Below are 16,302 nucleotides of genomic sequence, written 5' to 3' on the forward strand. Positions count from 1 at the left end.
CTAACATTGTTGTTATTACGAGAGGGCAGCTAGGGTTCAATAATAAACCCAGTTTTAAATGATTATAGTCTTTAATAACCCGTCAGGTTTAACAGAAAACCTAAAATTACAATGTATGAAAACAGGTTAATCACAACTAGTCATTGTGACTGTAATTATGATTAGCCCGTTTGCGGTTAATACGCTGGCTTACTGTTTTTTTTGCTGCTGTTGCATTTGCTTGGCCAGTTTATAGCTGTCTTCCACATGCGTCAGGGCAATTTTTTTCAAAATCTGGTAACCCAGTGTGGCTGCCACAATCTGCCCACCTAATGGTACAAACTTGGTCACTTGCTTGGTCAGGATTTTCCCGGCAAAACCGCTAAGGCTCTTGCGTGCCACGGCACGGGTGGTCACCAGTCCGGCAAACTGAATACCACGCTTACGCAAGGCATTCCAGTGCACCTGACGGGTTTTGGGGTCATACACGGCAATTTGTTCTGGTTCCAGCCCAAACTTGGCGTTGATTTGCGGCAGCAATACGCTGAGCACGCTGGTATCAATCACTACATCCAGAAAAGGCACTGGGACTACGGCTGCTCCGGCAGAAATCCAGGCGCGTTTCTTGACCAGATCAATGCATTCACGGCGAATCAGTTCCAGATCCAGTGTTGGGCTAATCAGGTGTTCATCGGCATTTTTGGCAGTTGTCATTTTTTCTCCACGGTCATTAGAAAAGCAGTTATTAAATATAAAAAGGCTGATCATCTGGTGTGCAAAGCTATGATTTAATCAAAGCTCAACTCACATAACATCCGGCATAAACCAGCCAAATAAATGGATGCATTAAACGCTTGGTCATAAAGTGCCATAAAACCAGTGGTTTGAGTTAGGGATTCGTTTAGTGTTCCTGATAATCTTTGTAAATGTTCAAAAGCACTGCTAAATGCGCCTGAAAAAATGGTGGTTATGAAACAGCAGCGCCAGTGTTTTTAGTGTGATGCAGATCAGCACAACCGGCGCAAATGGGTTAAGATAAGGCGCAATAAACAAGGGATGTTGCAAGAACGCCAAGGCAGTATTGCTGATTGTTATTTGATCCATTTTTATTCAAGGCGGTGTCCTAATTAGCCATGCTTAACATTACCCAAAGTCAGCGTATTGATCTGCTGTTTGCAGCCATGCAGGACTTTTTTGCCGCGCATCCGGTGGGAGTGCTGGAGGCACAGCAGGTGATTGTGCCGTCGCACGGGGTAGGGGTGTGGCTGCGTTATCAACTGGCTAGCCAGCAGGGTATTAGCGCGCGCCTAAATACCGACTTTTTTGGGACATACCAGTGGACCCTGTATCGGCGTGTGCTGGGCAATCATATTCCGCGCAGTGCACCCTTTGCACGGCAGGTCATTCAATGGAAGCTGTTTGCCTATTTTCTGGCAGTGCTCAAGCAGCCTGAGCAATATGAACAGGCACAGCAGGTACTGAAGCCGCTATTTGAACGGCTGCAACATCATTCAGCCAATCCTGCCAAAAACCAGCAGCGCCTACTATGGAAAATGGCCGAACACATTGCACAGGTATTTGCCAATTATGTGCTGTATCGGCCCGAATGGCTGGTGCGCTGGGGCAAAGGCCAGTTACTGGATATGATTCCGGTGATTCAGCACATGGATGCCAAGACCCCGGAATGGCTGCTGCAACGCTACAGCGACATGGAGCTGTGGCAGCAGTTTTTATGGCAAACCCTGTTTAGTGAAGACTTTGAAAAGCACCAGAATATCCGGCGCAATTTCTGGCAGATACTGGAGACAAACCCGGCCAAGCGCAAGGTGCTGCCCAAAAGCCTGACCGTGTTTACCGTGCTGCAATTGCCGCCGTCCGAATTTACTTTTCTTAAGGAACTGGCACGCTATATTGATATCCAGTTTTTGCATTACAACCCCTCGCAGGAATACTGGGCGGATAGCGTTGATCCGCTGTGGCTCAAGCAGTTTGAACTCAAAAACCCCAAGGCTGCCGCCCTGTTTGACAGCCGTCATCCGTTACTGACCCGCATGGGCAAGCAGGCGCGCGATATTTTTGCCCTGCTGGCTGAACTATCGGGCAATGATGTGAGCCATCAGGGTGAATGGCTGGATCTGTTTCCGGCTTATTTTCCCAATACCCTGCTGGGACAAATCCAGCATGACGTGCTGCATCTGGTGCAACCACAAAAGCATGGTTTTAAATTGCAGGCGCAGGATGATTCCATTCAGGTGCATGCCTGCCATTCGCCATTGCGCCAGCTGGAAGTGCTGCGTGAACAACTGATGGGCTGGCTAAGTGCCGATAAGACCCGCAAGCCTGCTGATATTGTGGTGTTTGTGCCCAACCTGAATGAGATTGCGCCGCTGGTGCGCACGGTGTTTTCAGCGCAAAGCGGCATGTTTTTACCCGTGCATATTACTGGCGTGGCGCAGGCTGATGCCGAACAGTTATGGCAAGCCATGACCGGACGTTATTATTTGCTGGATGGCCGTTTTAGTGTTGAGGATTTGCTGGACTGGCTGGGTCTGGAAGCGGTACAGGAGTTGTATGCCTTAAACCGTGAAGACGTACAACGCCTGGGTGAGCTATTGGCAGATGCGGGTTTCCGTCGTGGTTTTGATGGCGCGCACTTGCGTGAAACGCTGGCTGATGGCGACCATGACACCCGCTTTACCCTGGAGTTTGCCTTAAACCGCCTGATGCTGGGCATTGCCATGCCAGTGCAGGCTGTTCATGCCGGTGTGCTGGCCTACGAGGGTGTTGGGCGGCAGGATTTTGAACTGCTGGCCAAGTTATCCCGGATTTATCAGGATTTGGACGTCCGGCGTCACTGGCTGAAAACCCACAATAAATCACAGCATCAAAGTCTACAGGACTGGCTTAGCTTGCTGCGTGAAGAACTCAGCAGTGACTTTGACCATACCACAGGCACAATTGGCGGCAAGGGCGTAGCCTGTGCGCTGGATGAATTGCAGCACAGTCTGGATTTAACCCAAAGCTCGCAGTTGAACCTGCCATTCCGTTTTGTACTGGATGAGGTGGGGCAAATTCTGGAACAGGCGCCACCCGGTTCGGTGCCAACCGGAAAAATTACCTTTAGCCGTCTGGGCACATTGCGTCCGCTACCGTATAAGCTAGTGGTCATGCTTAATCTGGACAGTGGCCTGTTTCCCGCACGCGACACTAAAAACACCTTTGATTTGATGAGCGTGATGCCTGCACAGCGCGGTGACCGTTCGCGCCTGATTGATGAACAGGGCGCTTTTCTGGATGGCCTGTTGCTGGCACAGGAGGCCTGCTGGATGTTTTACAATGGCTTTGATGTCAGCGATACCCAGCCACGCCAGCCGTCCGGCACCTTGCAGGAACTGATTGAGTTTATCCGCGACATGCTGGAAACACCGGACATGCTGTATGCACACATCGTGCATTACCATACGCTGGAACCATTTGAGCTAATGAATTTTCAGGCGCAAACAAGCAACACGCAATCCAGCAATCCAGATTCTACGATAGTCCTTGGCAAAAACCAGTTAAGTCATGGCAAGCCGCGCAGCTATCACGGCACATGGTCGACGGTAGCTGCCAACCTGCAACAGCAGTTCCCGGTGGTTAAGTGGCTGGACCAGGACTTGATTCATGAGGCGCAGGGACTACTGTCGCTAGAGCGTATTATTCGCCAGTTGTGCCGTCCAGCCAGCCATTTTTTAAGCCAGAGCCGCGTACAGCAAATTGCCCGGCAAGACTTGCCCGCCATTTTTGAACCCTTAAGCCTGAACAAGCTGGATGAATATCATATTCGCGCGTTACATCAGCAGCAGCCGGATCAACTGGCGCAGGGTCATTTGCAGGCCATTTTGCCGGTAGGAAGTGCGGCCATGGCCTACTGGAAAAAAAGTCAGGCCGAGGCTGCGCGCAACCGCCAGCGCTTGCGCCGTTATGGCGAGCAGGAAACAGCACTCACCGAACGGGTATTAATGCTTGAACCATGGCAATTGCGGGTACAGGTGCCAGCGGATGAACAGTGTCAGCTCTGGTTAAGCCAATATCCCTATAAACAAAAAGGCCAGCGCCAGTTGCGTTACTGGCTGGAGCATCTGGCCTGGCATATCCAGCGCAACACACAAGCAACTGATGTACAGCAGGACATTGGCCAGCGGGTGATTGTGCTCAGTGATAGCACGCTGATTTATCAACCTGTCACCGCTATTGTCGCTAGTGCGCAGTTGCTCAAATGGCTGGACGTGTGGCAACAGGCCAGTTGTGCGCCGTGGGTGTTGCCACCCAATCTGGTGCTGCATGCATCCGGTGTGCATTATGATGCAGAACAGCAACAGGCCAGTATTAAAAATCTGGATAGCCTGTGCAAGACATGGCTGGACGGTAATAGTTTCTGGCCCGTGCAGGAGCAGGAAGATTGCGCCCAGCACCGTGACTGGCAACTGATTTTACGCGGGCAGGATGCAGGGCAGCTATTTGCTGACTTTATGCAGCAGCATGCGATTGTGCTGTATCAGCCGATTAAACAGTTCAGTCAGGTGCTTAATCAATGATCGTGACCATTATGGGATTTAATTCTAGGGGATTTAATCCAGGCTGCGCATGCCATGAATAGTCAGGTTCAGCCACAGGCGATCATTCCGCCAACCCCGGCCATTGACCTTGGTCTCAACGGGATTCACCTGATTGAAGCCTCGGCAGGCACTGGCAAAACCTGGACACTCTCCACCCTGATGGTGCGCTTTATTGTGGAAGGCGAATACCTGACCCGCCAGATTATTGCCACCACGTTTACCCGTGCTGCTGCTGCCGAGCTAAAACTGCGCATCCGCAAGCGTTTTGAGGATTTTCGCAGCCTGTTTCACCGCGCCATTGAACACCATGCTGAAGTATTACAACACATGCAGGCTGAGCAGGACTGGCTGGCCGTGTATTTGCTGCAAAAGCTGGATATCGAGCAGCTCAACCATGCCAGCAACCGCCTGCAACTGGCACTGGACAGTTTTGATGAACTGTTTGTGGGCACGCTGGACAGTTTTTGCCAGAAGCTGCTGAATGAATTTGCCTTTGATAGCGGCCAGCATGAAATCCTGCAAATTAGTGAACAGGAAGCCGAGGCCTGCTATCAGGTGATGCACGATGCCTTGCGTCAATGGCGTAGCCGTCAGCCTGCGTGCATCATTGAATTATTGGTACTCACCGACCAGCTCAAAGACGTCGAAGACTATCGCGGTAGCATGACCACGGTGCTGAATTTTTTATCCGCACAATTGCAGCCGATTGACATGCCAGTGATTGACTGGCAATTATTTGAGCAGACCCAGCAGCAATTAAAGCAATGTGACTGGTCAACATTGGCTGCATTTTTACAGCCGGATGGGGAACACCACAGCAAGCTGGTGAAGAACCGCGCCTTTAGCAATAATGCGCAGGTATTTCCGGCAATCGTAGCGGCATTGCAGGACAACCTGCTGGATTATTTGTGTCAGCTTAATGCAGACAGTGCTGAGTATCGCTGGCTGGAAGGATTTGCCAAGATTGAAGGCCAGTTTAAAAAGGCTGATGAAGCCCTTAAGCAGCATTTTATTAATCTGCCTGCCTGTCAGGTGCTGATGCAGGTTCAGCATTGTATGCTGCATTTGCACGACAGTCTGGAGCAAATTTCCCAGCACACGCATTATTTTGTCAGTCAAATGGTGCGCCAGCAACTGCCGCAAATTTTAAGCGAGCGTGGTGAAACCACCTTTTCCCAGCAAATGCGTGTACTGGCCGATGTGCTGCAACAGGATGCCAGCCAAAGTCTGGCGCAGCATATCCAGCACCGTTATCCGGTGGCACTGGTGGATGAGTTTCAGGACACCAATTTTGATCAGGATCGCGTGATTGCATATATCTGGCGGCAGCCGGTGCAATCTATCAATCAGCCTTCTAAATCTCCTGTAGTGCTTGAACAAGATTCTGGCCTTCTTGCAGCGCAGAACGCCTCAGAACATGGCAGTGCTTTGCTTAATCCTCGCCTGCTCGAGCAAAGCTCTCGCCTTGCGCGCGGACAGATGAGAAGCAAAGCTTCGCAAGACGAAGTGGCCCTGTTTAATCCGCGCTCATGCCTCGTGCTAGTCGGTGATCCCAAACAAGCCATTTATGGTTTTCGCGGCGGGGACATGCTCACCTATCAGCGCGCCAAAATGCAGGTCATGCAGCATGGCGGGCAGCAGCATTTTTTACGCTTTAACCATCGTTCCATTGCGCCATTGGTGTCAGCGGTAGATCGCCTGTTTCAGTTTAATCCCGAGTTTGGCGAGCAGGTACAATATCAGCCCGTCGAAGCCGGTGGCCGCAATAGCACTGAGCTGCGTGATGGCAATGACATCAATCATGTGCCCTTGCGCCTATTGTGTATTGAAGACCAAAAAACCGAGTTTGAACAGGTGGCGTGGCAAATCATTCATTTGCTGCAAGCAAGCCATAGCGGACAAGTACAAATTAAGCACCATGACCAGTTTGAGCCCATCAGCCCCAGCCATATTGCCGTGTTATGCCGTTCCAACAGTCAACTGGATAAGGTTCAGGCCGTGTTACAACAGGCCAAAGTGCCGGTATGGCGTGGTTCACGCTTAAGTATTTTCCAGACCACGCTGGCCGAAGACATTGTCGCGCTCATGCAAGTGATGCTGGCACCGTACCATGAAGGCCGTTTGCGGCGTGCGCTGGCGGGCAGCCTGATTGGCAAAACCTTAAAGGCACTGGTGCAACTCGACCAGCAACCCGATGAACTGGCACGCTTGCAGGGTCTGTTTTTTAGTCTGGGTGAACGCTGGTACAGGGCCGGATTTTTGGCAGCATGGCAGCAGCTGAGTGAAGCCTTTGACATCTGGCCGCAATTGTCACGGCAGCCCAATGCCGAACGGCTGGTGGTGAATTTGCGCCATTTGATTGAAGTGATTCACCAGCAAAGCGAAAAAATTCAGGGCCAGCATCACTTGCTGGCGTGGCTGATGCGCCAAATGAGCCAGCCGGGTCAGCGCGAGTGGGAGCTGGAGCGCAGGCTGTCCGGCGAGCAGGGCGTGCAGCTGATGACCATTCACAAATCCAAGGGCCTTGAGTTTCCCATTGTGTTTGTGGCGGGGCTTGATCCCGCGAAAGGTGGACAAAAATCCAATATTATTTTTTATGAAGAAAACCAGCAACGCATGCTGTCGTTTTCCAACCGTAATGCTGCCCAGCTGGAAGCTCATCAGCAACGTGAACAGGCCGAATTACGCCGCCTGATTTATGTGGCTCTCACGCGTGCCAGCATGCGCCTATATGTGATTGCGCCACCTGCACCGGGCAAGGATGGTAAAATAAAGGATGGTAAAATAAAGGATGGTAAAATAAAGGATGGTAAAATAAAGGATGGTAAAATCAGGGGCGCACTGTATCACTGGCTACCTGCCGCACGTGAGGGCTGGAGCGGCCCCAATACCTTGGTACAGGACGGACTGACTGAATGTCCGCAGTTTATTTATAAACAGCTGAGCAGCCATGTGGATATTGATGCACGGCCAGTGCCCAGCCATCGGGTATATGCGTGGGGTCTCACCAGTTTTAGCCAGTTGTCACGCCATCAAAAAATGCTGCCCATCGTGGTGGAGCAACCGGAGCATCAAGCCTTAAATGACATTGCTGCTACTCCTGCGGATGACATTTTGCTGCATACCGATGAGCCATTAACTGACCTACAAAAGGTACAAAAAACCAGTCAGCGCGCTAGCATGTCCACAGGAAAAATAGCTCTGCAAGCTGATGAAGGCCTAGTGCTTTCTTCAAATCTTTTAGAATCAAAGGAGCTTGAAGCAGGACGTCTTGAACCAAAAGAACCTAAGACAGAAGCGACACTAGTAGCAGATCCAGAAACTAGTGAACCCACACTGCCATTGTGTTTTAGCTTTCCACGCGGTGCCAATGCAGGGGATTGCCTGCATCATATTCTGGAGCAGCTCAATCCCGGACATCAGGAATATTGGCCGCAGGTGTTTGAAAAACAGTTGCAGAACTTTGCCATTAATGCCCAACTGGAACGCTATGGGCAGCCTGTGGTTGACCTTGAGCACATGGCAGGCTGGTTTAACGATATCTTGCAGGCTCAATTGCCAGAAGGTGCCACGCTGGCCAGTCTGGACAGCCAGATTCATGAGTTTGAGTTTCACCTGTCGGTTGCTGACAAAATGGTGGATACCCAAGCCATTGGGCAGTTACTGGCCCAGCATCAAGTACCGGTAGCGCCGCTCAATAGCGTGATGAATGCACGTTACCTGCATGGTTTTATTGATCTGGTATATGTGCATCAGGACAAATATTATATTGCCGATTACAAGAGCAATTATCTGGGCGACCAGTATAGTGATTACCAGCCTGCGGCACTGCGCGACAACATGAGTAATTCCAGCTACTGGCTACAGGCGGCGCTATACCAGCTGGCCTTGCATCGGTTCCTTAAGCTGCGTTTGCCAGACTATCAGCCTGCACGGCATCTGGGAGGGTCTGTGTATTTGTATTTGCGTGGCATGCAGCAGGGTTCTGACCAGAACGGTATCCTGCACTGGCAGGCAAACGAGGACTTGCTTGATCAACTGGATCACTTGCTAGGACAGCATGATCCGTGGCAATAACTAAACAACCTGATGGCAAATGGGCAAACATTAAAAGACTTTTGTCATTTTCTAAGGGCACTAAAACAGGCAGGCAAGGCTGTGGATAACTCTGTTGATAACCCTGTGGGTAAGTTTGTGGATAAACCTGTTGATAACCTTGCGGATAAGTCTGTTGATAATATTCAGACAACTGATGAGTCTGTAGAAGACACCTGGTTTGCTGCTTTGGCAACCCAGTTAACCCGTCTGGATGCTGGGCTTACTGACCTTAAAAAAGATCAATTAAAACAACTTATTCTTAATGTTGGGCAGGCACTGGACAATGGCCATACCTGTTTGCTGCTAACGCCAGAGCATCTAAAATCTGTACAGTTACAGCATCCTTTGATTGTGGATGAAAAACAGGCCACAACTCAACCGGCACCGCTGGTCAGGGCGGAGGATTATCTATACTTTTATCGGCAGTGGCAACAGGAATATCGACTGGCTGAACAATTAACACGCATTTTAACGGCTGTTCGGCCAGTAACTGTACAATTTGAAGCCGGTGAAACGGCCAATGCACGCCAGCAACAAGCCATTACCCTGGCCGCCAGGCATTCCTTTAGCCTGATTACCGGTGGGCCGGGCACTGGCAAGACCTATACCTTGGTGAGGATTGTTAAGGCCCTGCAACAGGCCCAGCCGGATTTGCGTATTGCACTGGCAGCTCCCACGGGCAAGGCCGCACAGCGTATGCAAAGTGTACTGGATATCGCCTTTGCCGAATCCGGCATTCAAAGCAGCCAGATTCAAACCGCCCAGACTGTGCATCGGCTACTGGGACTGGGCAGCAGCGGCAAGCCCCGTTATCACCAGCGCGTCCCGTTGCCGTATGACCTGATTGTACTGGACGAAGGCTCCATGCTGGATCTGGCGCTGGGCAGTTTGCTGTTTGATGCCATTGCACCGGGTACCCGCCTGATTATTCTGGGCGATGCCGACCAGCTGGCTGCGGTGGATGCCGGGGCAGTACTGGCTGACCTGCAACAAACCCCGGCCTTGCAGGATCACCAGATTCATTTGCTGGAAAGTAAGCGCTTTAATGCCACGCAAGGTATTGGCCAACTGGCATCGGCAATTTTGGCGCAGGATATTACGACGTTCTGGCACACCTTTCACAAGCCTGAAAACCAGTCCATTTTAAAACACATTAATCCTGAGCCTTTAAGCGACCAGCAACTGTTTGACCAGTTATGGCAGGGTTTTTTACCGTATGTTGACGCGCTAAAAAACGGACAGTCGGTGCAGCAACTGTTTTCGGTATTTGATCAGTACCGCATTTTAACAGCCATGCGCTCAGGCCGCCTTGGCGTTAAACGGATCAATCAGGAAATGTCACGTCGGCTGCAACTGGCACTCACCCAGACGGTTGGCTTTGGTGACTGGTTTGCTGGCCGCCCGGTGATGATGAGCCGCAACGATTATGGCCTGCAACTGTCCAATGGTGATATTGGCCTGTGTCTGGCAGATCATACTGGCAAGTGGCAGGTGCATTTTGCGCATTTAAGCCAGCCTATTGCAGTTACCCGCTTGCCATTGCATGACATCAGCACCGCGTTTGCCATGACGGTGCATAAATCTCAGGGTTCAGAATTTAATAGGGTGGCCGTCGTACTGGAAACTGCTGCACAAAACCTGTTAAGTCGTGAACTGCTTTACACCGCTGTGACACGTGCCAAGCAACAGGTTGATTTGTGGAGCGAACCGGCTGCTGCCGAACAGGCGTTACATAACAGGCTGGTTCGTCACACAGGATTACAGCGGCAAGTGCAAAAACACATAATTGCACTCAACTGTGAACAAAAGTAGACATTATTGTGAGCAAATGCTCACACTAGATATATCTTTTAACCTCTATAGACCGATCAGTCTATTTGCGATGATGGCAGCACGATAAGTTGCTGGCAAGGAGCGCTGGTAAAGCACCATAACGATCAGAATATGGTTGGGAAACCTGCAAGCTTAAAGGAACTAAGTCAATAATAAAGAAACCGTTTTATACAGCCGCATAAGCCCGGAAGGTGAAATTAATCCTGTGGGCTTTTCTTTTTTCTATACCTCAATATAAAATCATCAGGCTTGCGCCATAACCATTAATTTAGCCGATAAAATTTACAAACCATCAAACACTGCATGCATTTTTGCAACACGCCCAGCAAGATCAATAAGTTATTTTAAGTCTGAAAATTAACTCATGCATAAAAAAGGTGTTAGCCATGAATATTTTTGAAGCCCTGCGCCAGAGTCACGAAGTGCAACGTCAATTGGGCGCACAATTATTACAAACTCGTGGGGCCAGTGAAGAGCGCGATGAAATTTTCAAGCAATTTAAAATTGAGCTGGAAGCGCATGAAACTGCGGAAGAGCGCTATTTTTACGTACCTTTGCTGATGGATGATAACGGGGTGGATTTAACCCGGCATGCCTTATCCGAGCACCATAAAATCGATGAATACATTGAAGAGCTGGAACAGGCTGACCAGACCACCTCATCGTGGATGGCTACTGCCAAAAAACTGGTTGAGCAGGTGCATCATCATTTATCAGAAGAAGAACACCGTTTTTTCCAGATGTCGGGCAAGATCCTAACTGAACAGCAAAAACAGGAACTGGCTGAACAATATTTTGCAGAATTTGAGCGCCAGAAAGAAAAATACGCAGCAGCCTAAGCGTCCGTTAAAATCATCACACCAGAACAGTTTCCTTAAAACCGCTAAAGTTTTGGGAAACTTGTCGTTTTAGCTTATCTATCCCAGCCAGTATTTATATCAGACCATACCAGCGAGCCTGTCATGTCCTACTATCCCTATACGCCTGATGTTGAAGTCAAAGCCAGTGACGAAGATGACCTGATTAATAAAATCGTAGAGTCCATGGCGCGGGTCAATACTCGTGCATTTGACCATCACCGCCATGCCACCCGTGATGCCCATGCCAAAAGTCATGGCATTGTGATTGGCCATCTGGAAGTCTATGACAATCTGCCGGAACATCTGGCGCAGGGCTTGTTTGCCAAGGCTGGCCGCTATCCGGTAGTGATTCGCCTGTCCAGTGCCTTTGGCCATATTAAGGATGACCGCATTCCCACGGCGTATGGTATGGCAGTCAAGGTCATTGGTGTAGACGGTGAAAAAATTCTGCCGGAGCATCAAAACGATGTAACACAGGATTTTTTAATGGTGAATCACCCGGTGATTCCGTTTGGTCATGTAAAAGCCTACTGGAAAATGCAGCATCTGGCAGAAAAATATGATGAGTCACCAGACTTGGTGAAGCAAATTGGTGATTCACTGGCCAAACCGGTCAGTACGGTGGCCGGTCTACTGGCACACACCAATTCACCATTAAAGAAACTGGGCACGCCGCCCGTGCATATTCTGGGACAAACGTTTTATAGCATGGCCGCCATTCGTTATGGCCGCTATATTGCCAAGATCAGTGCTGCACCGTTGTCGCCGGAGGTTGCTGCACTGGCCGGGCAAAGCGTGGATATTACCGACCGACCTTCCGGCATGCGTGATCTGGTGGTGGATTTCTTTAGCCGTTCAGGCGCGGAATACGAGCTGCGGGCGCAATTGTGTACCAATCCGGCGGATATGCCGATTGAAGATGCCTCAATTGAATGGGATGAAAACAAGTCACCGTATCAACCAATTGGCAAAATTGTGATTCCGCCGCAGGATGCCTATAGTCCGGCGCGCCGCGTGTATGGTGATGATGTGCTGTCATTTAATCCGTGGCATTGCCTAAAGGAACACCAGCCGCTGGGGTCTATCAACCGGGTGCGTATTCCAGCCTATGCACGTTCCAGCACGTTCCGTCATGAAATGAATGTGCAGCCACGTAAGGAACCACGCGATATTAGCGAAGTGCCGGACTGATTATTTTTCGCCATAAAAAAAGCCCCATCAAACTGACAGGGCTTTTTTTATAATTAAACTAAAATAATTTAGTACAGCACGCGCACGCGAATGGTGCCTTCCACAGTTTGTAGGGCTTCCAGTGCGGCTTCAGATGCACCGGCATCCACGTCCATCACCAGATAGCCGACGTCACCTTTGGTCATCAGGCTTTGTGCCGCAATGTTAATGTGTTGCGCAGCAAACAACTGGTTCACTGCCGACAAAACACCGGGAACGTTTTTGTGGATGTGCAGCAGGCGATGGGTGCCTTCCTGTTGTGGAATGGCCACTTCCGGGAAATTCACGGCAGTGATGGTTGCACCGGCATCGGAATAACGCACAAACTTCTCAGCCACTTCCAGACCAATGTTAGCCTGTGCTTCCTGCGTAGAACCACCAATGTGCGGGGTCAAAATCACATTATCAAACGCACGCAGCGGCGACAGGAATTCTTCATCGTTGGCTTTTGGTTCTTTCGGGAACACGTCAATGGCAGCACCATTCAACTGGCCAGACTGGATTGCTGCGGCCAGATCATCAATCTCAACACAGGTGCCACGGGCGGCATTAATGAAAATGGCGCCTTTTTTCATTTGGGCAAACTGTTCGGCACGCATCATGTTTTTGGTCGATGGCAGCTCAGGTACATGCAGGGACACCACATCAGATTGCGCCAGCAATTCCTGCATGCTGCCCACCTGACGTGCATTGCCCAGAGGTAGTTTGGTCACCACGTCAAAGTAAATCACTTTCATGCCCAGACTTTCAGCCAGTACTGACAATTGAGTACCAATCGAACCGTAACCTACAATCCCCAAGGTTTTGCCACGCGCTTCATAGGAACCTTCAGCAGATTTTGACCAGCCACCGCGATGCACCAGTGCATTTTTTTCCGGAATGCCGCGCAGCAATAAAATGAGCTGGCCCAATACCAGTTCGGCTACCGAGCGGGTATTGGAATACGGCGCATTAAATACCGGAATACCGCGTACCAGTGCTGCATCCAGATTTACCTGATTGGTGCCAATACAAAAACAGCCAATGGCAATGAGTTTATTGGCCGCTTCCAGCACTTTTTCGGTAATCTGGGTGCGCGAGCGAATACCAATAAAGTGTGCATCCTTGATGGCCTCAATTAAGGCATCTTCATCAAGTGCTGTTTTACGGTAATCAATGTTGGTATAACCAGCCGCATGGAGAACATCGAGGGCGTTCTGGTGTACGCCTTCAAGCAGCAGAAAACGAATTTTATCTTTTTGCAAGGAAAGTTGTTGGCTCATGCCGGCTCCACAAAACCAAAAAAGTGTAAAGGCCAAAAATCAAGCCGTATATGATAGCATATTGCAATAGAGTCTGCTTTTTTTCTTAAGAGTCGTTTGCCATGAATGCGCCGCTTGCCTTATCTGCCGAAAAACTGGAATCGTTACTGGAACAATTATCTGCCATCGTGGGCGAACAACGGGTCAAAACTGATCGTGACAGCCTGCAAACCTGGGGTAAGGACTGGACCAAGCATTTTGAACCCAATCCGTCGGTCATTGTATTTCCGGCCACGACGGAGGAAGTGCAGGCAGTAGTTAGGCTGGCCAATCAACACCAGATTGCTATTACCCCAAGCGGCGGACGTACCGGTTTGTCAGCCGGTGCGGTGGCCACCAATGGCGAAATTGTGATTAGCCTTGACCGGATGAACAAGGTACTGGAGTTCTTGCCCGCAGATCGCATGGTGCGCGTGCAAGCTGGTATGGTGACTGAAAGCCTGCAACAGTATGCCGAAGAACAGGGGCTATATTATCCGGTGGACTTTGCCTCGGCAGGTTCTAGCCAGTTGGGTGGCAACATTGGCACCAATGCTGGTGGCATCAAGGTGATTCAATACGGCATGACACGGGAGTGGGTGCTGGGCTTAACGGTAGTGACTGGTAAGGGCGATATTTTGCGCCTAAATAAAGGCATGATTAAAAATGCCACTGGCTATGCCTTGCAGCATTTATTTATTGGTGCAGAAGGCACACTCGGCATTGTCACTGAAGCAGAAATCAAGCTGACACGCCAGCCACAGGACTTGAAAGTACTGGTACTAGGTACACCGGATTTTGAGTCCGTGATGCCGATTCTGCATGCATTCCAGCAACGCATTGACCTAACAGCGTTTGAATTTTTTGGTGAAGTAGCGCTGCAAAAAGTGCTGGATGCGGGTCATGTGGGCAAGCCATTTGATACCCCATGTCCGTTTTATGTATTGCTGGAATTTGAAGGCCGCTTTGAAGCTGTGGTTGATGATGCCATGAGCATTTTTGAGCACTGCATGGAGCAGGGCTGGGTGCTGGATGGTGTGATGAGTCAGACGCAGGCACAGGCACAAAACCTATGGCGCTTGCGTGAAGATATTTCGGAAACCATTGCACCATTTACCCCGTATAAAAATGATATTTCCGTACTCATTACCCATGTGCCAGCGTTTATCAAGGAAATTGATGCCATTGTGGCTGCCAACTATCCGGATTTTGAAATCTGCTGGTTTGGCCATATTGGTGATGGCAACCTGCACTTAAATATCTTAAAACCCGCTAACCTGACCAAGGATGAATTCTTCGATCAGTGCAAAGTGGTAAATACCCAGGTCTTTGAAACCGTTAAAAAATATAACGGTTCCATTTCTGCTGAGCATGGCGTAGGTATGACCAAAAAGGATTATCTGGAATATACCCGCGATGTAGTGGAAATTGGTTATTTGCGTGAGTTGAAAAAAGTGTTTGACCCGAATGGCATTATGAATCCGGGCAAGATTTTTGATTTGTAAGCCACAGTGTGATGATTAACAAAAAGCGTGGCTTCGGCTGCGCTTTTTTATTGTGTAATATTTAAGCTTTAAAATATTAATAAAAATCGAGTGAAAGAAAAATGTCTAAAGCCTTAGATTGTATTCGTCCTTTAAAAGTAAGACCAAGACATTAAGAAGATGGAGAGATATTTTTTTATGTTGATGCTAAGTTAGTTAATAAGGATGATGAGATTGCGTTAGGTTTAATGTATATCTGTGATCGTAAGCTATTTGGTGCAGGTTATAGAGAATTAATTGGAAATTATTTTGAAAGTATGGGCAAAGCTAGTGTGGTCATGATTTATCCATTTGTAAAATCTTCTAGTATTGTCTCAAACTTAAATTTTCCAGGTGATATTGATTTATTAATTATTCCTTATGAAGATAATCAGCTTATTGTCTCTAAGACATTAGCAATTGAGCTAAAAATTATTAGAGCAAAATTTACTAAGCAAGCAAAGTCACCTAATGATTTTGGTTTTTCTCAGGCTATAGGATTGCTTAAAGCAGGTTTTCCTTATGTTGCTGTTGCTCATTTAATTATCTCTGATCATAGCCCTAAAGATTATTGGCGAGAGGTAGGTATGGCTCAAGTTTTAAATACTGATACAGGCGCAGCAAAGTGGCTAGGACTGAGTAAAAAAGATATGATGCCAATTGATCTAATGACTAGAGCATATGGTCGATTAAAAGCTAATTGTCCAAATGAAAATATAGGATTATTAGCTTCTTATATAGATAAGAATAATTCAGGTCTGTGGTTTCCGGAAGGAAGAGCGGCTCAATTTAACCCAGAAAGTAATATAAATACGCTTGAACAGATCACGGAGTTTTACTATCGCAATTATGAAAATTTTATTGATACGAGAAAATGGCCAAAAGATTAATTAAAATGGTT

General features: G+C 48.8%; 10 protein-coding genes. 7 read left to right on the forward strand and 3 right to left on the reverse strand.

Annotated elements, in window-relative coordinates:
- Nucleotides 1-189 precede the first annotated feature (189 nt).
- Together Q337_RS0115955 and Q337_RS18900 are read right to left on the reverse strand one after the other, a co-directional pair.
- Nucleotides 190-693: a hypothetical protein gene (locus Q337_RS0115955; protein ID WP_026472433.1), complete on the reverse strand. Its 504-nt coding sequence runs from the start codon at nucleotides 691-693 to the stop codon at nucleotides 190-192.
- Between the two features lie 228 nt (nucleotides 694-921).
- Nucleotides 922-1,083, reverse strand: coding sequence for a hypothetical protein (locus tag Q337_RS18900; RefSeq protein WP_156935836.1), 162 nt, complete (start codon nucleotides 1,081-1,083; stop codon nucleotides 922-924).
- Nucleotides 1,084-1,112: 29 nt separating this feature from the next.
- Between Q337_RS18900 and Q337_RS0115965 the strand changes: the two genes are divergently transcribed.
- The 5 genes from Q337_RS0115965 (at nucleotide 1,113) to Q337_RS0115985 (ending at nucleotide 12,559) form a co-directional block, all read left to right on the forward strand.
- Nucleotides 1,113-4,556, forward strand: a complete 3,444-nt coding sequence (locus Q337_RS0115965) for an exodeoxyribonuclease V subunit gamma (RefSeq protein WP_026472434.1) — start codon at nucleotides 1,113-1,115, stop codon at nucleotides 4,554-4,556.
- 54 nt (nucleotides 4,557-4,610) lie between these two features.
- On the forward strand, nucleotides 4,611-8,654 hold the full coding sequence (locus Q337_RS0115970) for a UvrD-helicase domain-containing protein (protein WP_026472435.1): 4,044 nt from the start codon (nucleotides 4,611-4,613) through the stop codon (nucleotides 8,652-8,654).
- An 81-nt stretch (nucleotides 8,655-8,735) separates the two neighbouring features.
- On the forward strand, nucleotides 8,736-10,487 hold the full coding sequence (gene recD, locus Q337_RS0115975; RefSeq protein ID WP_156935837.1) for an exodeoxyribonuclease V subunit alpha: 1,752 nt from the start codon (nucleotides 8,736-8,738) through the stop codon (nucleotides 10,485-10,487).
- Nucleotides 10,488-10,894: 407 nt separating this feature from the next.
- Entirely contained in the window at nucleotides 10,895-11,347 is a 453-nt protein-coding gene (locus tag Q337_RS0115980; protein WP_026472437.1) for a hemerythrin domain-containing protein, read from the forward strand.
- Nucleotides 11,348-11,470: 123 nt separating this feature from the next.
- Entirely contained in the window at nucleotides 11,471-12,559 is a 1,089-nt protein-coding gene (locus Q337_RS0115985; RefSeq protein ID WP_026472438.1) for a catalase family protein, read from the forward strand.
- Between the two features lie 68 nt (nucleotides 12,560-12,627).
- Here Q337_RS0115985 and serA read toward each other — a convergent pair whose 3' ends face one another.
- The gene (serA, locus tag Q337_RS0115990; RefSeq protein ID WP_026472439.1) at nucleotides 12,628-13,860 is read right to left on the reverse strand and encodes a phosphoglycerate dehydrogenase; all 1,233 of its coding nucleotides are present in this window, start codon (nucleotides 13,858-13,860) and stop codon (nucleotides 12,628-12,630) included.
- A 101-nt stretch (nucleotides 13,861-13,961) separates the two neighbouring features.
- Between serA and Q337_RS0115995 the strand changes: the two genes are divergently transcribed.
- Both Q337_RS0115995 and Q337_RS19130 read left to right on the forward strand, forming a co-directional pair.
- Entirely contained in the window at nucleotides 13,962-15,383 is a 1,422-nt protein-coding gene (locus tag Q337_RS0115995) for an FAD-binding oxidoreductase (RefSeq protein ID WP_026472440.1), read from the forward strand.
- Between the two features lie 227 nt (nucleotides 15,384-15,610).
- Entirely contained in the window at nucleotides 15,611-16,291 is a 681-nt protein-coding gene (locus Q337_RS19130) for a hypothetical protein (RefSeq protein ID WP_211253623.1), read from the forward strand.
- The last annotated feature ends 11 nt before the right edge of the window (nucleotides 16,292-16,302 follow it).

This window comes from Alkanindiges illinoisensis DSM 15370, assembly GCF_000619845.1.
Lineage (GTDB): Bacteria > Pseudomonadota > Gammaproteobacteria > Pseudomonadales > Moraxellaceae > Alkanindiges > Alkanindiges illinoisensis.

Bases quoted from the DNA above. Each gene is read 5' to 3' on its own strand.
- Q337_RS0115970 (WP_026472435.1), top strand. From the start codon at position 4,611: ATGAATAGTCAGGTTCAGCCACAGGCGATCATTCCGCCAACCCCGGCC.
- serA (WP_026472439.1), bottom strand. From the start codon at position 13,860: ATGAGCCAACAACTTTCCTTGCAAAAAGATAAAATTCGTTTTCTGCTG.
- Q337_RS0115995 (WP_026472440.1), top strand. From the start codon at position 13,962: ATGAATGCGCCGCTTGCCTTATCTGCCGAAAAACTGGAATCGTTACTG.
- Q337_RS0115965 (WP_026472434.1), top strand. From the start codon at position 1,113: ATGCTTAACATTACCCAAAGTCAGCGTATTGATCTGCTGTTTGCAGCC.
- Q337_RS18900 (WP_156935836.1), bottom strand. From the start codon at position 1,083: ATGGATCAAATAACAATCAGCAATACTGCCTTGGCGTTCTTGCAACAT.
- Q337_RS0115985 (WP_026472438.1), top strand. From the start codon at position 11,471: ATGTCCTACTATCCCTATACGCCTGATGTTGAAGTCAAAGCCAGTGAC.
- Q337_RS0115955 (WP_026472433.1), bottom strand. From the start codon at position 693: ATGACAACTGCCAAAAATGCCGATGAACACCTGATTAGCCCAACACTG.
- Q337_RS19130 (WP_211253623.1), top strand. From the start codon at position 15,611: ATGTATATCTGTGATCGTAAGCTATTTGGTGCAGGTTATAGAGAATTA.
- Q337_RS0115980 (WP_026472437.1), top strand. From the start codon at position 10,895: ATGAATATTTTTGAAGCCCTGCGCCAGAGTCACGAAGTGCAACGTCAA.